23 protein-coding genes and 1 tRNA gene are annotated in these 23,322 nt (G+C 35.7%); 11 read left to right on the forward strand and 13 right to left on the reverse strand.

From position 1 onward, the window contains the following. Nucleotides 1-15: 15 nt before the first annotated feature. The gene (mnmE, locus tag A9G31_RS06345) at nt 16-1,377 is read left to right on the forward strand and encodes a tRNA uridine-5-carboxymethylaminomethyl(34) synthesis GTPase MnmE (RefSeq protein WP_065560939.1); all 1,362 of its coding nucleotides are present in this window, start codon (nt 16-18) and stop codon (nt 1,375-1,377) included. A gap of 500 nt (nt 1,378-1,877) precedes the next feature. On the opposite strand, the gene A9G31_RS11620 is transcribed toward mnmE, so the two are convergent. Next, nucleotides 1,878-2,075, reverse strand: a complete 198-nt coding sequence (locus A9G31_RS11620; RefSeq protein ID WP_065560424.1) for a hypothetical protein — start codon at nt 2,073-2,075, stop codon at nt 1,878-1,880. A gap of 43 nt (nt 2,076-2,118) precedes the next feature. Here A9G31_RS11620 and A9G31_RS06350 point away from each other — a divergent pair, with 43 nt between their 5' ends. Next, on the forward strand, nt 2,119-3,537 hold the full coding sequence (locus A9G31_RS06350; protein ID WP_065560940.1) for a hypothetical protein: 1,419 nt from the start codon (nt 2,119-2,121) through the stop codon (nt 3,535-3,537). A gap of 648 nt (nt 3,538-4,185) precedes the next feature. Here the strand turns inward: A9G31_RS06350 and A9G31_RS06355 are convergent. Next, nucleotides 4,186-4,273: transfer RNA gene (locus A9G31_RS06355), tRNA-Ser, on the reverse strand. A 194-nt stretch (nt 4,274-4,467) separates the two neighbouring features. Here A9G31_RS06355 and A9G31_RS06360 point away from each other — a divergent pair. Genes A9G31_RS06360 through A9G31_RS06385 form a run of 6 tightly spaced genes read left to right on the forward strand, consistent with a single transcriptional unit; the run spans nt 4,468 to nt 7,982 of the window. Then, nucleotides 4,468-4,785, forward strand: coding sequence for a TusE/DsrC/DsvC family sulfur relay protein (locus A9G31_RS06360; RefSeq protein WP_065560941.1), 318 nt, complete (start codon nt 4,468-4,470; stop codon nt 4,783-4,785). Nucleotides 4,786-4,806: 21 nt separating this feature from the next. After that, entirely contained in the window at nt 4,807-5,103 is a 297-nt protein-coding gene (ftsB, locus tag A9G31_RS06365) for a cell division protein FtsB (protein WP_034910028.1), read from the forward strand. Then, the gene (gene ispD, locus A9G31_RS06370) at nt 5,103-5,816 is read left to right on the forward strand and encodes a 2-C-methyl-D-erythritol 4-phosphate cytidylyltransferase (RefSeq protein ID WP_065560942.1); all 714 of its coding nucleotides are present in this window, start codon (nt 5,103-5,105) and stop codon (nt 5,814-5,816) included. The genes ftsB and ispD overlap by 1 nt, the downstream gene beginning before the upstream one ends. Before the next feature lie 4 nt (nt 5,817-5,820). Beyond that, nucleotides 5,821-6,306, forward strand: coding sequence for a 2-C-methyl-D-erythritol 2,4-cyclodiphosphate synthase (gene ispF / locus A9G31_RS06375; RefSeq protein ID WP_034910022.1), 486 nt, complete (start codon nt 5,821-5,823; stop codon nt 6,304-6,306). A gap of 18 nt (nt 6,307-6,324) precedes the next feature. Continuing rightward, nucleotides 6,325-7,350, forward strand: coding sequence for a tRNA pseudouridine(13) synthase TruD (truD, locus tag A9G31_RS06380; protein ID WP_065560943.1), 1,026 nt, complete (start codon nt 6,325-6,327; stop codon nt 7,348-7,350). Nucleotides 7,351-7,355: 5 nt separating this feature from the next. Then, nucleotides 7,356-7,982 (forward strand): protein-L-isoaspartate(D-aspartate) O-methyltransferase, encoded by a 627-nt coding sequence (locus A9G31_RS06385; protein ID WP_065560944.1) that lies wholly within the window; start codon nt 7,356-7,358, stop codon nt 7,980-7,982. A 103-nt stretch (nt 7,983-8,085) separates the two neighbouring features. On the opposite strand, the gene pnuC is transcribed toward A9G31_RS06385, so the two are convergent. Beyond that, nucleotides 8,086-8,775, reverse strand: coding sequence for a nicotinamide riboside transporter PnuC (gene pnuC / locus A9G31_RS06390; RefSeq protein ID WP_065560945.1), 690 nt, complete (start codon nt 8,773-8,775; stop codon nt 8,086-8,088). Between the two features lie 6 nt (nt 8,776-8,781). Next, nucleotides 8,782-10,014 (reverse strand): multifunctional transcriptional regulator/nicotinamide-nucleotide adenylyltransferase/ribosylnicotinamide kinase NadR, encoded by a 1,233-nt coding sequence (gene nadR, locus A9G31_RS06395; RefSeq protein ID WP_065560946.1) that lies wholly within the window; start codon nt 10,012-10,014, stop codon nt 8,782-8,784. A 236-nt stretch (nt 10,015-10,250) separates the two neighbouring features. Between nadR and A9G31_RS06400 the strand changes: the two genes are divergently transcribed. Next, a complete protein-coding gene (locus tag A9G31_RS06400) occupies nt 10,251-11,837 on the forward strand; it encodes a DUF4139 domain-containing protein (protein WP_065560947.1) in 1,587 nt (528 codons plus the stop codon). A gap of 20 nt (nt 11,838-11,857) precedes the next feature. Beyond that, on the forward strand, nt 11,858-13,708 hold the full coding sequence (gene recD, locus A9G31_RS06405) for an exodeoxyribonuclease V subunit alpha (RefSeq protein WP_065560948.1): 1,851 nt from the start codon (nt 11,858-11,860) through the stop codon (nt 13,706-13,708). Between the two features lie 96 nt (nt 13,709-13,804). On the opposite strand, the gene A9G31_RS06410 is transcribed toward recD, so the two are convergent. The 9 genes from A9G31_RS06410 to rsfS all read right to left on the reverse strand — a co-directional run bounded on the left by A9G31_RS06410 (nt 13,805) and on the right by rsfS (nt 21,041). After that, nucleotides 13,805-14,530, reverse strand: a complete 726-nt coding sequence (locus A9G31_RS06410) for an amino acid ABC transporter ATP-binding protein (protein WP_065560949.1) — start codon at nt 14,528-14,530, stop codon at nt 13,805-13,807. Next, nucleotides 14,527-15,228: an ABC transporter permease subunit gene (locus tag A9G31_RS06415; protein ID WP_065560950.1), complete on the reverse strand. Its 702-nt coding sequence runs from the start codon at nt 15,226-15,228 to the stop codon at nt 14,527-14,529. The genes A9G31_RS06410 and A9G31_RS06415 overlap by 4 nt, the downstream gene beginning before the upstream one ends. A 1-nt stretch (nt 15,229) precedes the next feature. Further along, nucleotides 15,230-15,949 carry an amino acid ABC transporter permease gene (locus A9G31_RS06420; RefSeq protein WP_065560986.1) on the reverse strand — a complete coding sequence of 240 codons (720 nt, stop codon included), beginning with the start codon at nt 15,947-15,949 and terminating at the stop codon, nt 15,230-15,232. 154 nt (nt 15,950-16,103) lie between these two features. Then, the gene (locus A9G31_RS06425) at nt 16,104-17,012 is read right to left on the reverse strand and encodes a glutamate/aspartate ABC transporter substrate-binding protein (RefSeq protein ID WP_065560951.1); all 909 of its coding nucleotides are present in this window, start codon (nt 17,010-17,012) and stop codon (nt 16,104-16,106) included. Between the two features lie 227 nt (nt 17,013-17,239). Further along, entirely contained in the window at nt 17,240-18,781 is a 1,542-nt protein-coding gene (gene lnt, locus A9G31_RS06430; RefSeq protein ID WP_065560952.1) for an apolipoprotein N-acyltransferase, read from the reverse strand. Next, nucleotides 18,774-19,646, reverse strand: a complete 873-nt coding sequence (gene corC, locus A9G31_RS06435) for a CNNM family magnesium/cobalt transport protein CorC (RefSeq protein WP_065560953.1) — start codon at nt 19,644-19,646, stop codon at nt 18,774-18,776. Before corC ends, lnt begins: the two co-directional genes overlap by 8 nt. 116 nt (nt 19,647-19,762) lie before the next feature. Further along, nucleotides 19,763-20,230, reverse strand: coding sequence for an rRNA maturation RNase YbeY (gene ybeY / locus A9G31_RS06440; RefSeq protein ID WP_065560954.1), 468 nt, complete (start codon nt 20,228-20,230; stop codon nt 19,763-19,765). 18 nt (nt 20,231-20,248) lie between these two features. After that, entirely contained in the window at nt 20,249-20,719 is a 471-nt protein-coding gene (rlmH, locus tag A9G31_RS06445; RefSeq protein WP_065560955.1) for a 23S rRNA (pseudouridine(1915)-N(3))-methyltransferase RlmH, read from the reverse strand. A 4-nt stretch (nt 20,720-20,723) separates the two neighbouring features. After that, complete coding sequence (gene rsfS / locus A9G31_RS06450) at nt 20,724-21,041, reverse strand: ribosome silencing factor (protein WP_065560956.1); 318 nt, start codon at nt 21,039-21,041, stop codon at nt 20,724-20,726. A gap of 758 nt (nt 21,042-21,799) precedes the next feature. Here rsfS and A9G31_RS06460 point away from each other — a divergent pair. Continuing rightward, nucleotides 21,800-23,191, forward strand: a complete 1,392-nt coding sequence (locus A9G31_RS06460) for a hypothetical protein (protein ID WP_141671399.1) — start codon at nt 21,800-21,802, stop codon at nt 23,189-23,191. The last annotated feature ends 131 nt before the right edge of the window (nt 23,192-23,322 follow it).

The following is a 23,322-nucleotide window of genomic DNA, read 5'->3' on the forward strand; positions in this document are numbered from 1 at the left end:
CAGCTACAGATAAATATGAAATCAGACACAATTGTTGCACAAGCAACACCACCAGGTCGTGGTGGCGTAGGTATATTGCGCATTTCTGGACCCCAAGCCCAAGCCGTGGCTCAGGCAGTATTAGGACAAATACCCAAACCAAGGTATGCGCATTATCTTCCTTTTTTAGCTACTGATGGTTCAATCTTAGATGAAGGTATTGCGCTGTTTTTCCCAAATCCACACTCTTTTACAGGCGAAGATGTACTTGAATTACAAGGGCACGGTGGTCCAGTTATTTTGGATCTACTTTTAAAGCGTATATTAGAACTTCCTAACATCCGTATTGCAAAGCCGGGAGAGTTTTCAGAGCGTGCATTTTTAAATGACAAGCTAGATCTGGCCCAAGCCGAAGCTATTGCTGATTTGATTGATGCTAGCTCAGAACAAGCGGCAAAATCAGCAATATCATCTTTGCAAGGAGTATTTTCTAAAAAAGTGAATGCATTGGTTGAATCCTTAATTCATTTACGCATATTTACTGAGGCAGCAATCGACTTTCCTGAAGAAGAAATTGACTTTTTATCTGACGGCAAAATAGAAGCACAGCTTAACCAAGTCATAACTCGTTTAAGCGAAGTTCGCCAAGAAGCTAAACAAGGATCACTGTTACGAGAAGGCATGAAAGTAGTCATAGCTGGGCGTCCTAATGCAGGAAAATCAAGCTTACTAAATGCATTAGCTGGGCGTGAGGCTGCCATTGTGACCGATATCGCAGGCACCACGCGTGATGTACTGCGTGAACATATCCATATTGATGGCATGCCACTACACATTATTGATACCGCAGGTTTACGAGAAGCTAGTGACGAAGTGGAACGAATTGGTATAGAACGTGCTTGGCAAGAAATTGAGCAAGCTGATCGTGTATTATTTATGGTTGACAGCACAACCACAACAGAAACCAACCCAGAAAAACTATGGCCTGAGTTTATTGAACGCTTACCTAAAAATATGCCAGTAACCGTAATTCGTAATAAAGCCGATTTAACAGGTGAAAAGCTAGGATATAGCGAAGTAAACGGCTACTCACTCATTCAACTTTCGGCACGAACAGGCGAAGGCGTTACCTTATTGCGCGAACACCTAAAACAGGCCATGGGCTTTACTAGTAGCACTGAAGGTGGATTCTTAGCCCGACGCCGCCACCTTCAAGCACTTGAAAAGGCAGCCGAGCACTTAAATAATGGTAAACACCAACTAGTCACCTTCCATGCTGGTGAATTGCTCGCTGAAGAGCTAAGATTAGCGCAAGAATCCTTAAGCGAAATCACAGGAGAATTTACTTCTGATGATTTATTAAGCCGTATATTCAGTTCGTTTTGTATTGGTAAGTAGTAAATTTTATGCTAAACGGAGTCTAGCGGAATATTGCTTATTTTTGCTCGGTAAGATTTCGGACGTTATCACTGATGCATTTGTTTTTGCAAAAGTTAAAACGTCCGAAACTAACTAAACCAAATCCTTATAACTGCTTAATTTAATTAAAACAAAAACTTCAATAAAATCAATGCTCTACCGGAGCAATTTTAGGCCTTTAAAAAGCACCTACTCCACCAGTCCCAAAAAACACCCAACCGCTACGCCCCATAAAAAACGCCACTCCCCAAAAAAAACCAAAGCAACGCACTTAACCCGCTAACAAATCTTTACAATAAACCAACAAAAAAAGTGGCGGATTATTTATCATCAAGTTATAATTTTTAAGCTTATTCAGGCAAGGAATCGCTCAAAAATCAGGCGAATGGATATAAAAGTTCAGAAAAAACAATAAATTACTTGACAAGGAAATAAAAATACATTACCATGGTTGGCATCTGGCATCTGGCCTGCCAAACCTATGCCCTAAATCTTATTGATTCGCACGGTAGCCAAAGTAGGGCGCCACAGTTATTTTCATCATCGAAGTCATTTCGCGTAGCGGAATCGACGCCGTCATCGGGGTCTTTACTGGCGATGCTGTCGGCGGATTCTTCGACAACATCTTCGGTCACATCATCGGCCATATATTCGGCAAAATTATCGTCGATATCCAAGTGGTTATCAAAATCGGCATTGTTCTTTACGCCGTTGTTGTTATTGTCATATACGCAGGATACAGAGGCGTTAACGGTAAATACAACCAATACTATTCACGGTAGTGGGCCGTATTTAACGTTCGATGGTGGGCGAACTAAGGCAACTAATACAGACACATTTTTGGCAATCGAGTTGCCAGATGGAAGACGTATCACTCAGTCAACAAACACATCAAGTGTTACAAATCCGATAAGGTTACCAAGTGGAAATTATACATTTAATGATATTTATACGGTATTGCCATCGGGAACAACATCTATTAGTTTAAATAGTCTAATCAGCCAAGGGAAGTGGGGAGATGATGATGGGGATGGACAGGGTACAAATGGTGTTACTGCATCAGGGAGTATATCGTTAGTAATAAAGGATAAAGATGGCGCTACGGTTAGTCGTAGTGATGCAATAAATCTATGTAAAGCGCCTTATAAGGTCACTTTAGATAGTACAGGGGGAAGTTTAACTACACAGTATGGAGTGCCAAATAGTAGTCGTTTTTACGGAGGGACGGTGGATTATTATATCACTTTGCCGTCACAGCCGGTTATTTGTTCGGTCAGGCCGAATTTGTACTTTGGCGGCACAGGTGTTAGAGTTTTCTTTCCATGGAACAGTCACCCAGACGACCCACATTATGCCGGTCCATCTAACATATGGAATCCAAATAAGGGCTTTTTAACTCAATCAACAAACCCATCATCTTACGAGTTAAACTTTCCTACTACAGGTTTAGATGGATTGTATTTTGATTTGGACATAGGGGGTATTGACGCAAGTCAGTTGAATTGGACAGTTAACACAAGTGGTAGTCTAGGTGCAACGGTGAGATGGACAAGGCCGTTAACAGGGACATTCACATCCCCAGATAACCGTACTATCCAAGCTGATGAATGGATTAGAGATAAATCCAAGAATGTAACACGGGTAACATTAACAGGTCCTAGGGCAAGTAGTAGTCAGATAAGCTCAAGTAATCCTGGTTCACTTACACGTCCATCTTTGCCACAGACCTTCGAGTTGGTCGGTAGGGATAGTAATGGTAATGAGGTTCGGTATGGTTTTAAGTTAAGGCAGTGGTTCGTCAATCGGGATAATCAACTTAAAATTTATAGTAACCAATTAGCATGGTGTAATAGTTTGGGTTATCGAATGCCACAGGTAAGGGATTTAGTCAATTCAAACTATAGCAATTCAGGCGCAGCCCCTCGTTCATCAGTTAATGCTTACATGCGTCACATAGGGGCAGGATTTTTCACGGAGTGGGGCATCATGTTCAACTACGCTGATGCGGGCTTCGTCTTCGACTACTGGACGAGCAACGCAGTAGGTGGCAACCGGTTCGCTGTCACCTCGGACCGCGGCGAGGTCCGCAGCTACATAGCTTCTCTCGACAGTGCTTACGCTGTTTGCACCGCACCTTAGTTCTTAGCGTTTAGTTCTTAATCCTTAGGGCGTGGGGGTGGTTATGGTGCTTGAGAGGACAATATAACAAAGAATCAAGCCCCCGCGTAAGTTGGGGCGTTTCCCTTAGGGTTGCGCTGTGGCGCTTTAAAGCGGTAGTCTATTTTTAGTACGGCAAGGTTTCGGACGTGGGCACTGTAGCTATTTTTATCACCCAAAGCCCAAACGTCCGAAACCACCGCACCCAACCCACTCTATCCACCAACAAAAAAACTATTTTGATAAAAAATCTCTCCGGTAGATCATTGATTTTATTGAAGTTTTTATTTTACCGTTTTCAAACAAAATCAATCACTTACACAACCTAAGCAAAGCGCCGACATAAAACAAATCAACAAAACCTTAAGTGGTTTTTATAAATTATTTTTTTAAATCAAAGTATCAATTTGAAGCTACAACATCTATTGTTTTTATCGTCATAGGAACCCAACAAATATCCACCTATTGTGGATAGTGCGTTTATTCAAGAGTTAAAAAACTATTTCAGCCAATAGCAGAGCGCACTGTGCCCGAAGGGGATATCGCTTAGGTTTTATTTTTTAGAAGGTTATATTTTAGGGTTGATTGTTTTCTGTGATTAGATTGTTGATATTACTACTTGAAAGAAGATGGCGGAAGCGCAGAGATTCGAACTCTGGGAGGGTCGCCCCTCGCCGGTTTTCAAGACCGGTGCTTTCAACCGCTCAGCCACACTTCCGCAATGGCTGTGAATATTAAAGTAGACTTGCTTATTTGTAAATAGCTATTTTAATTTTTTTTATCGTTTGCTTTAAATTTCATCAAATTTTGAAGAAATTAAACAAACAATAACGTATTCGTCTGCAAAATTAGTGTTGGATTTTGATTAATTGAGTATAATACAACGCAAATAAAATAACGTACTTTGAAAAAATGTTAGAGCAGATAGAAACTGATGAGAAAGGCTATTTAAAAAATTGGCAGGATTGGACTGTTGATTTAGTTCCAGAATTGGCAGCCAAAGAGTCCATTGAATTAACCGATGCCCATTGGGAGGTTATTTTATTTGTTCGTGATTTTTACTTAGAATATAAAACCTCACCAGCTATTCGAGCTTTAGTCAAAGCAATGGAAAAAAAGTTTGGTGCAGAAAAGGGCAATAGTCGTTATTTGTATAAATTATTTCCAGACGGTCCTGCTAAACAAGCAACTAAACTTGCAGGCTTACCAAAACCAGTTAAATGTATATAGATAAAGGATAATACTAAATTCATGAGAAGATGGAAGCTACCTTTATTGTTATTAGCTGTATTGGGTTATCTGCAATATTCTTTATGGTATGGCAAAAATAATGTGTACGATTATCAAGATAATGTAGAAATGTTAGTCAGTTTGCGTGCCGATAATGAGAAGTTAAAGACTCGTAACGAACAGATGTTTGCTGAAATTAACGATTTGCAACGTGGCTATGAGGCAATAGAAGAGCGTGCTCGTAGTCATTTGGGTATGGTTAAACCTGATGAATATTTTTATCGAATTATAATTGATTCGGATACTAAAAAACGATAATGCATAACTTGAATAATCTTAATGATATCATTGCTATTGTACCGGCAGCAGGAGTTGGTTGCCGTATGAATAGTCAAATCCCTAAACAATATCTAAAAGTTGGTTCGAAGACCGTTTTAGAACATACTCTAAATAAATTATTAACGCATCCTCAAATCGCTCAAGTTATTGTTGTGATTAGCTCAGAAGATAATATATTTAATACCCTTTCAATTGCTCAGCACGATAAGATTAAAGTTGCTTTAGGTGGCAAAACTCGAGCTGATTCTGTTTTAGCCGGATTAAAATTGCTAAATGATGAACAGTGGGCTTTAGTTCATGATGCGGCAAGACCTTGTGTGACTCATTGTGATATTACTCGGCTGATTGAAACAGTAACAACTAAAAAACAAGGCGGTATATTAGCCACTCGTGTTAGTGATACGATTAAGCGAGCTTGTCAAAATAATGATACCATTATTGATTATTCTGAAGATCGGACTTATTTATGGGGCGCTGCTACTCCTCAACTGTTTAATGCTGGCGAACTAAAATCATGTTTGCAACAAGCTCTAAATGATCATGTTTCCATCACTGACGAAGCTTCAGCCATTGAGTATTGTGGTGGGCATCCTTTATTAATTGAGTGTCGTGGGGATAATATAAAAATAACCCGTCCTGAAGATTTAGCATTGGCTACTTTTTATTTAACTAAGCAGATTCCAAATAGGTAAAAGTATGAGAATAGGTCATGGATTTGATGTTCATAAGTTTGGTGGAGAGGGTCCTATAACTCTTGCTGGGGTAAAAATTCCTTATCAATATGGCCTTGTTGCTCACTCTGATGGTGATGTTGTGTTACATGCAATAACCGATGCTTTAATTGGCGCATTGGCATTAGGTGACATCGGTAAGCTATTTCCTGATACAGATCCTAAATATAAAGGTATAGATAGTCGAATATTATTGAAAGAGGTGTATACCCTTGTTCAAGCTAAAGGTTATGAATTAGTTAATTTAGATACTACTATTATTGCCCAAGAACCTAAAATGCGACCGCATGTTGATCAAATGCGAGTTAATATAGCAGAAGATCTGAAAGTTCATTTTGAACAAATTAGTGTAAAAGCAACAACAACTGAACAATTAGGCTTTACTGGGCGTAAAGAAGGCATTGCTTGCCAAGCGGTAGTGTTATTAAGTAAAAAATCCGAAACAGTTTAAATTATACAATAGGCAATAATAGTGTTAGCACAACTTAATTATTTATATGGCAAACCGACCACTAAAGGACAATACAAGCAACAATACGAAGATTTTAATGTGACAGAAGATCTTGGCTTTGAGTTGACTGGTGAAGGCGAACATGTTTTAGTTTTTTTGCAAAAACGTGATTGTAATACCATTTTCGTGGCTGAGCAGTTGGCTAAATATGTGGGAATTTCAACCAAGCTAGTAAGTTATGCTGGTTTGAAAGATCGCCAAGCGGTGACTGAGCAGTGGTTCAGTTTACATATGCCAGGTCAACAAACACCAGACTTTTCTGCATTTAATTTGGCGGGTTGTAAAATATTAAAAGTCACACGGCATAATAAAAAATTAAAAATTGGCGCATTAAAAGGTAATTATTTTAAAATAATTTTAAAATCGTTAAATAGTCAATCTGAAATTGAATCTAAATTAGCATTAATCAAACAGCATGGCGTGCCTAATTATTTTGGTGAGCAGCGTTTTGGTCGTGATGAAAATAATATTACTCAGGCTATAAAATGGGCCAATGGCGAAATTTCGGTTAAGGATCGAAAAAAACGTAGCTTTTATCTTTCCGCGGCGCGAAGTGCGATTTTTAATAATATTGTCAGTCAACGCATTACCCAAAGTTTGCATCAAACCGTGCTCAATGGCGATATATTACAATTAGCGCATCGTGGTAGCTGGTTTATTGCTCAAGCAGACGAACTAGTTCAGTTACAAATGCGTTTAGAACAAGGCGAGATCAATATTACTGCACCAATGGTGGGGGATTCACCACTAGGTACATTATTTGATACGCTGGAGTTTGAGCAAAAATGTTTAGAAAGTTGGTCTGAATTTAATGATCTATTTAAAAAAGAGCGAGTAGAAACAGCAAGACGGTCAATATTGTTACGAGCAGAGCAGCTTAATTGGCAATGGTTAGATGAGCATAGTCTCGAACTCAATTTTTATTTGCCATCAGGTTGTTATGCAACAAGTGTGATACGTGAACTAATAATAGAAAATGAGTAGCCCAAATGCAAAATCTAAAAATGCAATCCCTAATTAAATTCTTACGGCAACAAGGAATAAAAGACGAGCGCGTTTTAGATGCTATTGCGTCAATTCCTCGTGAACATTTTGTTGATGAGGCGCTTTCGCATCAAGCTTACGATAATCGTCCATTGCCAATAGGAAGCGGTCAAACTATTTCTCAGCCTTATATCGTAGCAAAGATGACTGAACTATTAAAATTAGAGCCTAATTCAAAAGTACTTGAAATTGGAACAGGGTCGGGATATCAAACGGCTGTTTTAGCAAAGTTAGTCGAAAATGTCTGCTCGGTAGAACGAATAAAAAGTCTACAATGGAATACTAAACGCCGTTTAAAGCAACTTGATATTCATAACATTGCAACACGCCATGGTGATGGTTGGTTAGGTTGGCCTGAGCGTGGACCATTTGATGGCATCATTGTTACAGCCGCCGCATCTGAAGTGCCACAAAGCTTACTAGAACAGTTAGCCGATAAAGGACGTTTAGTTATTCCTGTTGGCGAAAATAAACAGGTTTTACAATTAATTGAGCGTGATGGAGATAATTTTGTAGCTAAAAATATGGGCGAGGTTATATTCGTGCCTTTGGTTAAAGGGGATGTTGAATAATTAGACTGCATCTCAAATAAAAAAATAGAAAATAAAGCACTTATTTTCTATTTTTATATTTAAATATAGTCTTTCCTGAAACTTTTTAAGCAAATTTGGATATTTACTCTGGTTGCTCAGAGCGTTTCCATTCACAAATTCCATAAATGGCATTAAACAGATAAATTAAATATTGTGTTGCGATAATGATATTGTCGGTATAGATATTTAAACCAATTACCAGTACATTTAATATAACCCATAAATACCAGTTAAACGCATATCGCATCATCAATAATAATTGAGCAACAATACCTAGACCAAATATAAAACAGTTAGTTATGAGCTGGTAGGTTGTATTGGTTGCACCAATTTTATCCGTTAAATAAATATTAATAAAAGCGGCAATAATAAGAAATATGATTGTATATAAAAATGTGGTTTCATTGAGTGAGCGAACTTTAACGTTTTTATTATTATCAAGGTTCTTTTGCCAAGTGAATAAACCATAGATGTGTGAACAAAAATAGTAGACAGGCGGTAGTCCTGCACCAATATTGCCGCCAAGAACATTTGCACAACATTCTGCAACTACGGCAAACATACCTAATACATTTCCCATGTTTTTACGTTTTGCTAATAAGATAACGCATAGCAGACCGCAAAAAGCGCCTATGTAAGAAGTAGCATAGCGTAAATCAAATTCAGTAAATGGGTCAGTGTATAAAAATGCTAGTGTTACACATAATATACAAAAAAATGGATAGAATTTATTACGTCCAATTAAAATGGCAAGATTGCTTAATTTATTCATAATTTATTACTCTTCATCATTAATAAGTTGATTAACTAGTTCAATGCAGCGTAAATAACGTTCTTCGTAATCGGGCGATTCTATTTCTATATATTTGATATTATTTTTTTCTAATAACGTTATTAATAGTTTTTGAAAATCTTTACGTTGTTTTGGACTGCCTAAATGACGTAAACCATCAGCGACCCATGGCGTGTTATTGCCGAGTAAAATTACTAAATCAAAACGATAGTTATTGATCATAGCTTGTAAAAATGGATGTTCTTTACCTTCATATTTTTTACAAAAAGCTTGAGTTGTCACAAAATCGGTATCAATAAACGAAACTTTATTGGCATGTTTTATGGCAAAATCGATATATTGTGCATGCCCTAATGCGATTTTATCGTAGTCAGCATACTGTAATGCGCGTTCGTCCCCGCCAAGTTGAGAAAATACATAATCCCGACCATATTCCCATGCACTGGTTGTGTTAAATACGTTTGCTAGTTTATTAACTAAAGTTGATTTACCACTAGATTCTCCCCCTAAAATGGCAACGGTTCTAACAAAAAAAGGTCTAACTTCGGTTGGAATGTATTGCCAGTTTTTCAGCGGTGCTTGACGGATTTGAGTACCACTTATTTGCATAAATTGTCGTTTTGGATCAATTAAGACAGTTTCTAGATCAAACAAATCTTTATACATAGCGACATCTTGCGGTTCACTTGAGTAAACATAATCTGGTTTTATGCCTTTTTCTTGAAATAGTTTCTTTACTCGTTCACTCCACTCATGCCAGCCATTTGGGTAAGCTGGAATGCCGTCTTCTTCTAATAATTCAATGTGGATATTTTTTTGATATTTAAAAGTTTGCAGTAGCCAACGAATTCTATCATTAATAGTTGGTTGGCGAGACATAGCACTTTGTTTAAAAAGCGCTTCGTCGCGTTGAGTATCAGAACAAAGAATAACATATAACTCATCAACCTGACTAATTGCTCGTTGAATAAGATAAATATGCCCAGTATGTAAAGGATAAAATTTGCCAAAAATCACACCCACTTTTTTATTTTTGGTTGGTTCTTCAATTTGTAAATATTGATGGAGTGATTGTAATTTTTGTGCACTTGGATTTTTAATTTTATCATTAATGAGTTGACTAAGATAACCTTTAGTCATTTGGCAAGCATCGGCTACAGTCTGTAAAGATATATTCTTACGTTTGATTGCTTTTTTTAGATAACTGAAGTTACTCATATAGTCCCCTTATTTTGTTTTTTATTTTAAACAAAATATAAATCATTTTTATTTTTTGTTCAATATATTAAACGTAAAATAATTTATTTTTTTTACAACTATGTTAAAATTAATAGCAATTAAACAGATAAAATAACGACTCTATTACCATTGTTAAAGAGAATTATGTGCCGTTTAACTTATAACATAATTATATTTAAATAGTTATGAATTAGTTTTTACTTCAAAGGAAATATATGAAAATTCAGAAATTAGCTTTTTTAATTGCATTTGCTTCTAGCAGTGTTTTTGCAAACAATAATGTAACACTTAATAAAGTCACGCTTTTTTTGCAAGGTGCAGAATTACAAGGGCAATCAACGGTGTCGTTAACCAAAGGGGAAAATGAAATTTTATTGACAGGAATTGCTGATGGTGTCAAAACTAATTCAATTAATGTGGGATTTGGTAATAATGCTAATGTAAAAGTATTGTCAACGTCATTAGATGATAGTTATGAAGGTGATAATAAAGAAAGTGAAGATATTAAGCCTTTACTTAATGAGTTAAAACAGTTACAAGAAAAATTTGATACCACTGAAGTGCAATTAAAAGCCGTATCTGAACAAGTTAACCTTTTACAAGGCAATCGTTTGGAGCAATTAGTTAAAAATGCAAATGATAATTTTAATGAGATGAAAAATACTTTGGATTTTGTCAAGAGCAATTTAGTTTCGACATTAAACGAACAAAACAGACTCCAAAAAGAAGTCAATCAAATAGAAGAGCAAATAGCACAATGCCAAGATAAGATCGATAAACAGAAAGCTTTGATAAAAAACACAACCAATGCAATTATCGTGAAAATTTATTCTGATAAAGATGTTACACTGCCAGTTACCTTGTCCTATGTTACGAATAAAGCTGGTTGGGCGCCGGTTTATGATGTACGTGTTACTGATGTCAGTGCTCCGTTACAACTAACATATAAAGCCGATATTTATCAAAATAGTGGTTTAGATTGGCAAAATATTGATTTCAGTTTATCAACTTCTAAGCCAAGTGAAGGCATAACTGCTCCAGATTTAGCTCCTTGGTATATTGACATGTATACTGAAAAAGGTGGGTTCTTTTTCACTAAGAGTGAGAAAGATTACGATGAAATCAGTGCAAGAAAGTCAAGATCAGTTTACGCTAATGATGATAATGCATTAACCAATACATTGGGTATTAATACCCGTTTTGAGGTTAAATTACCTTATACCATTAAATCCAATAGTAAGAATAATATCCTTACATTACAAGATAAAGAAGTTCAAGCAGAATATCATTATATTGCTATTCCTAAATTAGATAACAGTGTGTACTTACAAGCACAAATTATTGATTGGGATAAGCTTAATCTTTTACCAGGAAGGTCGACAGTCTTTTTTAATGGTAATTATGTTGGCGAAAGCTTTATTACCACTAAAGATCTAAAAGAGACACTCGATATATCTTTAGGAAAAGATAAAAATATTTTTATTTCACGTGACCGTAATGTTAATGAAACATCAAAACCTTCGTTATTTGGTAATGATATTTCACAAAAATATGCTTATACCATTGATGTAAAAAATGCCAAAACACTGCCTATTGATATTGTTGTTTATGATCAACTACCAACGATAGTCAATAAATCAGTTTCACTTGATGATGCAAAATATGACGGTGCAAGCTACAATAAAGAAACAGGCGAATTAGCATGGAAATTTAAGTTAAACCCAAGTGAAAATAAAAATCTTAACTTAAGTTTTAAACTGACTTATCCAAAAGATAAAGTTAACGATATAATTGGTTTATAAGTTAATAACAGAAATAGAATATGTTAAACGAGTGGTTAAACCAATTTAAACAAGATAGCCAAAGTAGTTTGCTTGATATTCATTTGGCAACGTTTTTGACGAATAAAGCAATGTTAAATGATGATATTACTATCAAACGTTTTAGTTTTTTGGTTCTATCACTAAGTAAAGAGGTTAGATCGGGTCATGTTTGTCTAGATCTTGCTTATTTAGATGCATCAACGATTGAATCACAGCTTTGGTTACAATTAGATTCGCCAAATGTGCAAGATTGGAAAATTGCTCTTGAACAAGCTTATGATAGTCAGGTTGTAAGTGATGGAACAAATTTGTCTCCGCTTATTTTTATTGAAAATAAACTTTATTTTCAAAGAATGTGGTCAGATGAACAAAATGTAGCTCAATATTTCAATCATACAGCTTTAGATAAAGAACTTAGCTACAATACTGATTTAACCACTGTACTTAATCAACTTTTTATTCAGAACCAAACCGAAATCGATTGGCAAAAAGTAGCAGTTGCTGCTGCGTTAACTCGCAAAGTTGCTATTATTTCTGGTGGACCAGGTACAGGTAAAACAACCACTGTTGCCAAAATTTTAGCCGGAATTTTGTTAACCAATCCGCATGCTCGAATTATTACATCGGCACCTACAGGAAAAGCGGCATCAAGGTTAACCGAATCACTGAGTCGCACAATCGAGCAACTCGATTTTGCATCACTAAATATAAAAGCAGAAGCAATCACTTTACATCGTTTATTAGGTGCAAAAGCAGATAATCGTTCATTTAAGCATGATAAGAATAATCCATTGCATGTCGATGTGTTAGTCATTGATGAAGCATCTATGGTTGATTTAAATATGATGGCAAGAGTAATTGAAGCATTACCTAATTCTGCTCGTTTAATTTTGTTAGGTGATAAAGATCAACTCTCATCAGTTGAAGCCGGAGCCGTGTTTGGTGACCTTTGTACCTTTATTTCGCATGGTTATAGTGAAGCACGGGCAAAAGAGCTAAGTCAATTGACTGGTTATGATGTACCAGCTTGCCAGCAAACAGCAAAAATTACTGATAGCATTTGTTTATTACAAAAAAGTTATCGTTTTAACGAATCATCTGGTATTGGCTTGTTGGCTAATGCAGTCAAAGCTGGGAGCTCAACTTCTGTTAAAAAATTATTATTAGATGAATCACTGAGTGATATTCAGTATCATGCTCTTTCTTCACAACAGGCTTATGAAGATATTTTACACGATAGTATTAATCATTATAAACATTATTTAAATGTGATTAAGCAGAATGGAACTAATGATATAGCGTTGGTTTTATCTAAATTTGCTGAATATCGCTTACTTTGTGCTGTCAGAGAAGGACATTTTGGTGTCGAAGGTTTAAATAAACAAATTGAATTACTTTTAGCCAAAAACAAATTAATTTATTTGAAAAATAAAGAGGCATGGTATGTTGGTCGACCCATCATGATATTACGTAATAGCACTTCATTAGGGCTCTATAATGGCGATATTGGCATTACATTAATGGCTGAGCATGACAGCTCAAAATTGCGAGTATATTTTCCATTTGCTGACGGTTCAATTAAAGGATTTTCACCATTTCGCTTACCTGAACATGAAACAGCGTATGCCATGACAATTCATAAATCGCAAGGTTCAGAGTTTGATCATGTCAATATTATCTTACCAACTGATAATTCGCCGTTACTTAATCGTTCTTTACTTTATACTGCTATTACCCGTGCTAAAAAAACGGTTTCAATTTATGCGACTGAAGCTATCTTGTTACAAGCAATTAAATCACAAACGCAAAGACATAGTGGTTTAGTCAGTTTATTGCAAAATAATAGCTGATTCTGTTTTGATAAGCATATTTGAGTTTATTTTTTGAAAGATGATGTGTAATTCGAGGAAGAATATAACAGGGCTAAAAGCCCTGTAATAATTAAATTAATGGATAATTTTAGCTAAGAAGTCTTTAGCACGATCTGATTGTGGATTAGTAAAGAACTGCTCTTTTGAGGTATCTTCAATAATTTCACCAGCATCCATAAAGATAACTCGGTGGGCTACCTTACGCGCAAAGCCCATTTCATGAGTAACCACCATCATAGTCATACCTTCATAAGCCAGTTCAACCATAACATCTAGCACTTCGTTTACCATTTCAGGATCTAGTGCTGAGGTTGGTTCATCAAACAACATAACAATAGGATCCATACATAATGCACGAGCGATCGCTACACGTTGTTGTTGACCACCAGAGAGCTGAGCAGGGTATTTATCTGCATGGGCAAGTAAACCAACACGCTCTAAAAGATTAAGCGCTTTTTCTCGAGCTTCTTCGTCTGTTCGACCTAACACTTTAATTTGTGCAAGTGTTAGATTTTTTAAAATAGTTAAATGTGGAAACAGTTCAAAGTGTTGAAACACCATGCCCACTTTAGAACGTAATTTTGCTAAATTTGTTGATTTGTTAGTAATTTCTGTACCATTAATAACAATTTTACCTTTTTGAATTGGCTCTAAAGCATTAACGGTTTTTATCAGTGTTGATTTACCTGAACCTGAAGGACCACACACAACAACAACTTCGCCTTTACCAACTCGCGTGGTGCAGTTTTTTAATACCTGAAATTGTCCATACCATTTTGATATATTTTCTAAGGAGATCATCGATTTATCCCTTTTTTAAAATAATTAACTAAACATGAAGCAGTAAAACAAATTACAAAATAACTTGCTGCTGCAAAAATAATCATTGAATATTTATCTGTACCGCCTTGGGTGCCCCCAATTTGAGTTACACTTGCGCCAAATAAATCTATTAACCCCATAACATAAACTAAAGACGTATCTTGAAATAAGATAATACCTTGGGTTAATAATAATGGCACCATAGATCTAAATGCTTGCGGTAAAATAATTAAACGCATTGCTTGGCTTTTAGTCATTCCTAGTGCATAAGCAGCGTGGTATTGTCCTTTTGCAACGGCATTAATACCCGCACGAATGATTTCAGAATAATAGGCAGCTTCAAATAGAGCAAAAGCAATCATCGCTGATGCAATACGTACATCTGCATAAGGTGGTAAGTTAAATACATATTTAATCACTTGTGGTAGTGCTAAATAGAACCATAATAACACTAATAAAAGAGGTATTGAGCGAAATAAAGTAACATAACTTTTTGCAAAAATATTTAATATTTTAATATTAGATAAGCGCATTAACGCCAGTAAGGTTCCCCAAACAATGCCAAAAGCAACTGCGATGAAAGTGATTTTAGTTGTTAGCCATAATCCACTTAATAATAATTCATAATTATCTAATACTAATGAAGGGATATTTGCAATCCAATTAATTAACTGCATATTATCCTCCATGACTCATGTTAGGTAAGCGAGTGTACTTTTCAACAATTCGCATCACAGTAATTACCAAATAATTAATCAGCATAAAGGTAATAGTCACACCCAACAATATTTCAATAATGCTATTAGTTGACTCATTGATACGATCGATTTGACCAATCAAATCAATTAACCCAATTGTTGAAGCGACCGATGAGTTTTTAATAATATTGGTCATTTCTGATGTTAATGGTGGAATAATACGTCGATAAGCGTTTGGTAATAAAACATACATATAAGCTTGTCGATTCGTTAAACCTAGAGCAATAGCGGCATAGCGTTGACCTTTTGGTAACGTTTGAATGCCAGTTCTTACCTGTTCAGCAATACGTGCTGAAGTAAACAAACCTAGTGCTATTGTCGCAGTGATAAATGCGCTTACATTGGGCGATAAATCAGATATAAACCAAACTTTTATACGGCCACTTAATATTACAGGCAGTATCATGTACCACAAAAACATTTGTACAAGTAATGGAATATTACGAAATAGCTGAATATAACTTGCTGCAAAGTTATTTAAAAATTTATTATCTAATGTTCTACATATCCCAACAAGCGATCCTAGTACAAAAGCGATGATCCATGCCGTAAAAGCTAATGAAGCCGTGACGATAACACCGTCTAAAAGCCAGTTTAAATAAATTCCATCACCATAAGGAGTTGGTTCAAAAAAAAGCATCCAGTTAAAGTTTACAAAGAAGTCGAAAACACGTATACAGCATGCTTTAATAAATTGTATCCAATCAAAAATCATAATATATTTAATTCGCTAAATTAGATCATGTACCAAATGCTGTCACATTCAGTACATGGATGGAAAGACAAGAAAAGTACTAATCTAATGCTTTATCATTAGGATTGGCAAATAGTTCAACCATTTTTGGTGAAATCTCAAGACCCATATTTGCACCTTTTGGCGGAACAGGTTGAGTAAACCATTTGTTATAGGATTCTAATGCCTTTCCTGACTTTTGTGCATCAGCAATGGTTTTATCCATTAATTGTTTAAATTGAGTATCGCCTTTTCTTAACATACAACCATAAGATTCATAAGAAAGCGGTTCACCAATAATTTTCCATTCAGCAGGATTAATTGCACGAGAACGTTCACCAGCAAGTAATGCATCATCCATTAAAAATGCCACAGCGCGACCCGTTTCAAGTGCATTGAATGCATCGCCATGATCTTTTGGCGTAATGATACGAATACCTAGGTTATCTTTATTGTTGATTTGATTTAAACGGATTTCTGACGTTGTGCCAGCAGTAGTTACCACATTTTTGCCTTTTAAATCTTCAATACTATTGATATTGCTATCTGCTTTGACTAAGAAGCGCGTACCAACAATAAAAATACTGTCTGAAAAATCAACTGTTTTTTGACGTTCAAGGTTATTTGTGGTTGAACCACATTCGAAATCATAAGTATAGTTGTTAAGTAATTGAATACGAGTCTTAGAGGTAATTGGTAAATATTTTACTTGAAGATTTGGCAAATTTAATTCTTTTTTAACTGCATCAACAATTAAATTAGAATAGTCTTGTGAATAACCAATAACTTCTTGTTTTTCACCATAATAGGAAAATGGAATCGAAGATTCTCGATGACCAACAACAATAACACCTGTATCTTTAATTTTGGCTAATGTACCGCTTAGCTCTTCTGCAATAGCTGAACCAGTCATTAGACCTAACATTGCAAATGATAACACTAGTTTGGTTAATTTTGTCTTTTTGTTCATACTCATCTCCTACTGTTTTATTTTGTATCATATTAAATAATTTTAATATTTTTACAAAGGGCGTATATTATAACTTATTTTTTAGCATAAAAGTACTTTTTACTGTTTATTTATCTATCATTGGAGCTAGATGTAACCAGTAATTAACGCAATATTAGATTATTAATTACATCAAGACTTATTTAAACCCAATTATATTTAAGCAATAATTATGCCAGTATCGTGAACTATGAACGTCTTTTAATAAAAAGAGAGATAAACATTAATGTCATCACAACTAAATAAGGCCAATTTCCCCATATAGCATAAGGCGTTAGGCCTGTTGTTGGTGATACAGATGCAGATAAAGCGCCTGTTTCAAATTGCGGTAATTGTTTAACAATATTGCCATGCTGATCAATAATGGCTGTAATACCTGTATTAGTACTACGAATTAACGGTCTACCAAATTCAAGCGCTCTAGCTTGCGCCATTTGTAAATGTTGTTTAGGTCCAATGCTATCACCAAACCAAGCATCGTTTGAAACAGTAAGTAAAAAATCAGTGTCTGGAACAAAATTTTGCCACATTAAATTAGATAAAATCACTTCATAACAAATGGCTGGGGTAAATTTAAAGCCTTTTATTTGTAATTGAGGTTGTTTTGCTTCGCCAGATTTCATTGAGGACATAGGAATGTTGAGCAATTCAGCAATTGGTTCAAGTACTGATTCTAACGGTGTAAACTCCCCAAAGGGCACTAGATGGTGTTTTTTATAACGGTTGATAGTTGGATATTGATAAGGCTCCTTTTCTCCTAATACTAATAAAGTATTGTAGATATATCCATTAGATTGATACCCATCTTCGCCAAAACGATAATCAATAATACCAACAGCTATTTCAGAATCATGGGCTCGGGCTTCGTTATCTAGATATTGTAAAAAAGATTGTTGATTTATTTCGTAATCGGTGATGCTAGCCTCTGACCAAATGATAATTTTATCTTTACCAAAGTTTTGTTTAGTCAGTTTTGTATAGGTTTGTAGTGTGTTGTTAAGTTGTTCTCTTGTCCAACGAATTGACTGCGAAATATTTCCTTGAATTAAAACAAAATTAGCTGAACGAGTGTCATTAACTTTAGTCCAATTAATATTATTGAATAAAATTGGTGCAAATAAGATCACAAGCAGTGCAATAAATGCACCAAGCGTGTGCCTTTTTGGCGTTTTGCTATTTATTGTCTTTATGCAATAAACAAATAATCCGCATAAAATTGTTAGCAGTAAATTAACACCATCAATCCCCAATATAGGAAAATAGCCTTTTAACGGACTATCTAGTTGGCTATAACCGAGTTGCAACCAAGCAAATCCGGTTAAAATATACCCTCGTAAGAATTCGGTTAATTGCCAAAGCACTGGAGCAAGAAATATAAGTTGTTTAAATGAAAATTTTCCAGCAAAACGATTTGCCATCCTTAATAGAAAAGCAAATAGCATAGGATAGAGCGACAAGTATAGGATTAAAAAACCTAAAATAATAATAGCAATGGGGGTGGGTAACTCTCCATATTGCTTAATACTGATATAAACCCAATGGATCCCAGCGGCAAAATAGCCAATGCCCCAACTTAATCCCAGTAACATAGCTTGTTTTTTAGAGCTATCGGCAATCAGCCATAAAAGACCGGCAAACGATACAAAAGCTAAAGGCCAAATATGAAATGGAGCATAACTAAAAACTGCTATACCACCAAAAATTAGGCTTAATAATATTTTTTTAAGCATTTTCAGGTAACTCTAAATTAGGCACGGTAGCCCCATCAGGAATAGTCACATGCAATTGAATAATTCGTCTTCGATCTGCAATGGTAACTTTAAATTGATAGCCGTCAATGGTAATGGTTTCTCCGCGTAAGGGTAAGCGTCCAAAATGTTGCATTACCAGTCCTCCAATGGTATCCATCTCATCATCACTAAAATCAGTTGAAAATATTTCATTAAAATCTTCCACTGGAGTGAGGGCTCGCACAGTATAAACCGATTGTGTTAAGCGACGAATATCGCGATCTTCAACTTCATCATACTCATCTTCAATATCGCCCACGATGAGTTCTAAAATATCTTCAATAGTCACAAGCCCCGAAACACCACCAAATTCATCAATAGCCATTGCCATATGATAGCGCTGCATACGAAACTCTTTTAGCATATGATCAACACGTTTACTTTCAGGCACAACAACGGTTGGTCTAAGGATTTTTTTCAAATCAAAATTATCGACGCCTTGGCGAATAAAAATCAACAGATCTTTTGCCAATAAAATCCCTTCAATATGATCGCGATCTTCACTAATAACAGGATAACGGGAATGCCCATGTTCAGAAATAATATCTAAACACTCATCAAGTGAATAATTGTCTTTAATGGTAACAATTTGAGAGCGGGGGATCATAATATCGCGAATGCGTTGTTCAGCAATATCCATAACACCTTCTATCATATCAAGCGTATCTGGATCGATAAGCTCGTTTTCTTCGGCTTCGCGGATCACTTCGATCAGTTCTTCTTTATCTTTTGGTTCTGAATGAAATAACTGACTTAACCATAATGCAAACCCTTTTTTAGGTCTCCGGTGATTATCATCACTCATTTGTGCTTTTCCTTTCTTACTTTATTATTAATTTACTATTTTTGGCTTAGTTTACTTAATTTACTTACTAAAAAAGTTTGCAAAATAGCATATAACTAAACGGCCTATCGTACATTTTATTCATCAATGGGTTGATAAGGATCTTCAAACCCCAACTGCTGCATAATATCAATTTCGATATTTTCCATTTCTTCGGCCTCGTCGTCAAGGATATGATCATAGCCTAATAGATGCAAACAACCATGCACAATCATATGTGCCCAGTGTGAAGTTAATGATTTATGTTGCTGATCTGCTTCCGCTTCAACCACTTGCTTACAAATCACCAAATCGCCAAGCAAAGGAACATCAATTTCAATGGGTGACTCAAATGGAAAAGATAATACATTGGTTGGCTTATCTTTATGACGATAGGTATTATTTAATTGCTGACTTTCTTGTTTATCGACAATACGGATAGTGAGCTCGGCGTTATCCATAAACTGAGGTAAAATAACCTCTAACCATTGCATAATTTGCGCTTCGGTAGGCAAATTTTGGTTATCTTCTGTAGCAATTTGCAAATCTAAAATAATTGCGCTCATCATATTTACCTTACTTTATTATTCACGATGATAAGGATGATTAGTGGTTAAACTCCATGCACGGTAAAGGCTTTCAGCTACAATAACCCGCACTAAAGGATGAGGTAGGGTAAGTGGCGACAGTGACCAACTCTGTTCCGCCGCCGTTTTGCAAGAAGGAGATAACCCCTCAGGTCCACCAATTAATAAACTCACATCACGGCCATCTACTTTCCAACGTTCTAATTGTTCAGCTAAATTATGCGTTGTGTAAGGTTTACCTGGAATATCAAGAGTAACAATGCGATTGCCTTTACCACAGGCACTTAACATTGCTTCGCCTTCTTTATCTAAGATCCGTACAATATCTGCATTTTTGGTACGTTTTCCAGCGGGGATTTCAATAAGCTCTAAAGGCATATCTTTAGGAAATCGTGATTGATAATCATTAAAAGCAGTGGTAACCCAGTTTGGCATTTTATTGCCAACAGCAATAAGCTGTATCTTCACGTGATTAACTCCAAAGCTTCTCAAGTTCGTAAAGCTGACGGCTTTCTTCTTGCATTATATGTACAATGATCGCATCCATATCAACTACGACCCAATCGGCATCACTTTTACCTTCGCTACCTAACACCAAATGACCTTGTTTTTTTGCTTCATCAAGTAAATGGTTAGCAATAGAGGAAACATGACGGTTTGAAGTGCCAGTACAAATAATCATATAATCGGTAATACTTGATTTGCCACGAACATCAAGGGTAACAATGTCTTTTCCTTTTAGATCATCAATTTTATCAATAATAAAATCTTGTAACGACTGCTGCAAAATAATCTCTCTTTTTATTAAAAATAAAGCGCCATTATAGCATATATTTTAAAAATAACGGTGATGAATAATTTGTGTATGTATTTATTTGGAGGTGACAAAATATATCGATATTGAGCAATATAATTCATACTCCTTTATTAATATTTGTTTGCTAATGCAAAATAGTATTATTTAAATCTACCTGAAAAGGCGATTTTTTAATTATCTGTTTTCTTTTTTCTCTTTTTCAATAAGTTATATTCTCTCATTTTTTTATTTAACTTTTTTTCAGTTTTTTTGTTTATTTCTAGCTAAACGCGTTTCTTTTTTATTGCGTCTTTTATCGCATTTTCGCATTATTACTAGTAGTTAAGTGAGGTTTGCGTGCAGTGCGTAAAAGTCAAAAAGTTATCTTAACCGAATATTAAATTGATTTATCTTAACAAAACTTTACAAAAATCTCAATTAAGAACCTATCTAAAATTTTTACAAACGACTATACTTTCACTCACCTTTATATAGGTAATAAGAAAAAAGCATAAAAAAACGAAATAAAACAGAAAAACAATTGACGGGCAAGATAAAATGCGTTATAATTTCAGGCACCAGGCACCAGGCACCAGCACTGGCAAACCTATGTCTTAAATATTTTTAAATACTCAAATCTTTTTAAAACCTCACAAATCTCAATTCTTTCGAAGAAATCTGCGAACTTGTTTTTATTCGCTTTGCGATTAAAATTCGCTCCAAAATCTACTATTTCATTATCGTTGTCTTTAATGCCACTATGGTTATTACTATGTCCAGTTTCTTCGCAAGCATTAACAGTTAGTACGACCAACAGTATTCAAGGAACTGCACCGTACTTAACGTTTGATGGAGGACGGACAAAGGCAATAGACACTGAAACTTTGTTGTCTATCAAGTTACTCGACAATACAGTAATTACACCATCAACAAACCAATCAAGCCCCACAAATCCAATTCGGTTATTTAGTGTAGGGGATGATTTATCGATGGTAGAGATGTTTTTTCCGGTTCGCTTCTTTCATCCAGGAAACACAATTGGATTAAATGAACTCATTCAGGCACCGTATAACTATTTAAAAGATGATGATGGTGACAATGGTGCTACCGCGACTGGAAGTTTATCGATGACAATTACTAATAAATATGGCGATTTAGTAAATCGTGCTGATCCTATAGATATTTGTAAGTTGCCTTATAAGATAACGTTAAGTACTACAGGTGGTAGTTTAACTACAGAATATGGTGTGCCGAATAGTACTTCTTTCAGTGCAGGTACGGTGTCGTATTATATCTCTCTACCTCTATCACCAACTATTTGTGCGGTAAGGCCAAATTTAGCACAAGGCAGCTCTAATTTTGCAGGTCCATCTAGAGTTTGGGATCCAAATAAGGGTTTTTTAACTCAGGCTCAAAGTCCATTTTATGATTTTAATTTTCCTTCTACCGGTGCTGATGGTTTATATTTTGACCTAGACATTAATGAGATAGATGCAAGCCAATTGACGTGGTCTCCTGTCTCAAAAGGAGGAGTAACTGCAACGGTGAGGTTGGTAAAACCAAACAATAGTGATAATTGGATTAGTGATAAATCAAAATATGTAACACGAGTAACGTTAAATGGCCCTAGGGCAAGTAGTAGTCAAATAAATTCAAGCAATCCTGGTTTACTTACTGGACCTTCTTTTACTCCTCAGACCTTCGAGTTAGAGGGTAGAAATAGTAGAGGTCAAGTAGTCGTAAAATATGGATTTGTGTTGTGGAAGTGGTTTGTGAATCGTGGGGATAAGGATGATACGTTATCTAATCAATCCTCTTGGTGTCGTAGTATAGGTTATCGTTTATCACAGGTAAGGGATCTAACTAATGCAACCTGCGCCGGTCAGAACTCAGGAAATTGGTGTCAAGGTGCTATCGGCGCTACTCCATCATCGAGTAATAATTTTTACCAACGCCAAATAGGAGCAGGATTATTCACAGAATGGGGCTATATAAGTCGTTACACCGGTCCGAACTTCGCTGATTTCCACTATTGGACAAGTGATGCATCGGGGAACGATCAGTTCATAGTACTTTCATCCTTAGGCACTGTTAGCGGTGGTGAACCGAACGATAATTTTTATGCTGTTTGTGTTACTCCTTAACATTTAATTCTTATAGTGTATATGGGGTTATGAACAATTAGAGACAAATTACTAAAAAAATTGTTTTTAGAATGTTAGAAACAAACAATAGTGAGTTATGCGCTTTTGCAGGTAAATATCAGAAGCGCATA

This window comes from Gilliamella sp. Gris1-4 (assembly GCF_001690335.1).
Taxonomy (GTDB): Bacteria; Pseudomonadota; Gammaproteobacteria; order Enterobacterales; family Orbaceae; genus Gilliamella; species Gilliamella apicola_P.

Excerpts from the sequence above, each read along its gene's own strand:
- ftsB (WP_034910028.1), top strand. The coding sequence starts at position 4,807 with ATGAGAAGATGGAAGCTACCTTTATTGTTATTAGCTGTATTGGGTTAT.
- A9G31_RS06400 (WP_065560947.1), top strand. The coding sequence starts at position 10,251 with ATGAAAATTCAGAAATTAGCTTTTTTAATTGCATTTGCTTCTAGCAGT.
- ybeY (WP_065560954.1), bottom strand. The coding sequence starts at position 20,230 with ATGAGCGCAATTATTTTAGATTTGCAAATTGCTACAGAAGATAACCAA.
- A9G31_RS06410 (WP_065560949.1), bottom strand. The coding sequence starts at position 14,530 with ATGATCTCCTTAGAAAATATATCAAAATGGTATGGACAATTTCAGGTA.
- A9G31_RS06360 (WP_065560941.1), top strand. The coding sequence starts at position 4,468 with ATGTTAGAGCAGATAGAAACTGATGAGAAAGGCTATTTAAAAAATTGG.
- A9G31_RS06460 (WP_141671399.1), top strand. The coding sequence starts at position 21,800 with ATGCCACTATGGTTATTACTATGTCCAGTTTCTTCGCAAGCATTAACA.
- lnt (WP_065560952.1), bottom strand. The coding sequence starts at position 18,781 with ATGCTTAAAAAAATATTATTAAGCCTAATTTTTGGTGGTATAGCAGTT.
- corC (WP_065560953.1), bottom strand. The coding sequence starts at position 19,646 with ATGAGTGATGATAATCACCGGAGACCTAAAAAAGGGTTTGCATTATGG.
- pnuC (WP_065560945.1), bottom strand. The coding sequence starts at position 8,775 with ATGAATAAATTAAGCAATCTTGCCATTTTAATTGGACGTAATAAATTC.
- recD (WP_065560948.1), top strand. The coding sequence starts at position 11,858 with ATGTTAAACGAGTGGTTAAACCAATTTAAACAAGATAGCCAAAGTAGT.
- A9G31_RS06385 (WP_065560944.1), top strand. The coding sequence starts at position 7,356 with ATGCAAAATCTAAAAATGCAATCCCTAATTAAATTCTTACGGCAACAA.
- mnmE (WP_065560939.1), top strand. The coding sequence starts at position 16 with ATGAAATCAGACACAATTGTTGCACAAGCAACACCACCAGGTCGTGGT.
- ispD (WP_065560942.1), top strand. The coding sequence starts at position 5,103 with ATGCATAACTTGAATAATCTTAATGATATCATTGCTATTGTACCGGCA.
- ispF (WP_034910022.1), top strand. The coding sequence starts at position 5,821 with ATGAGAATAGGTCATGGATTTGATGTTCATAAGTTTGGTGGAGAGGGT.
- A9G31_RS06420 (WP_065560986.1), bottom strand. The coding sequence starts at position 15,949 with ATGCTTTTTTTTGAACCAACTCCTTATGGTGATGGAATTTATTTAAAC.
- nadR (WP_065560946.1), bottom strand. The coding sequence starts at position 10,014 with ATGAGTAACTTCAGTTATCTAAAAAAAGCAATCAAACGTAAGAATATA.
- A9G31_RS06415 (WP_065560950.1), bottom strand. The coding sequence starts at position 15,228 with ATGCAGTTAATTAATTGGATTGCAAATATCCCTTCATTAGTATTAGAT.
- A9G31_RS06425 (WP_065560951.1), bottom strand. The coding sequence starts at position 17,012 with ATGAACAAAAAGACAAAATTAACCAAACTAGTGTTATCATTTGCAATG.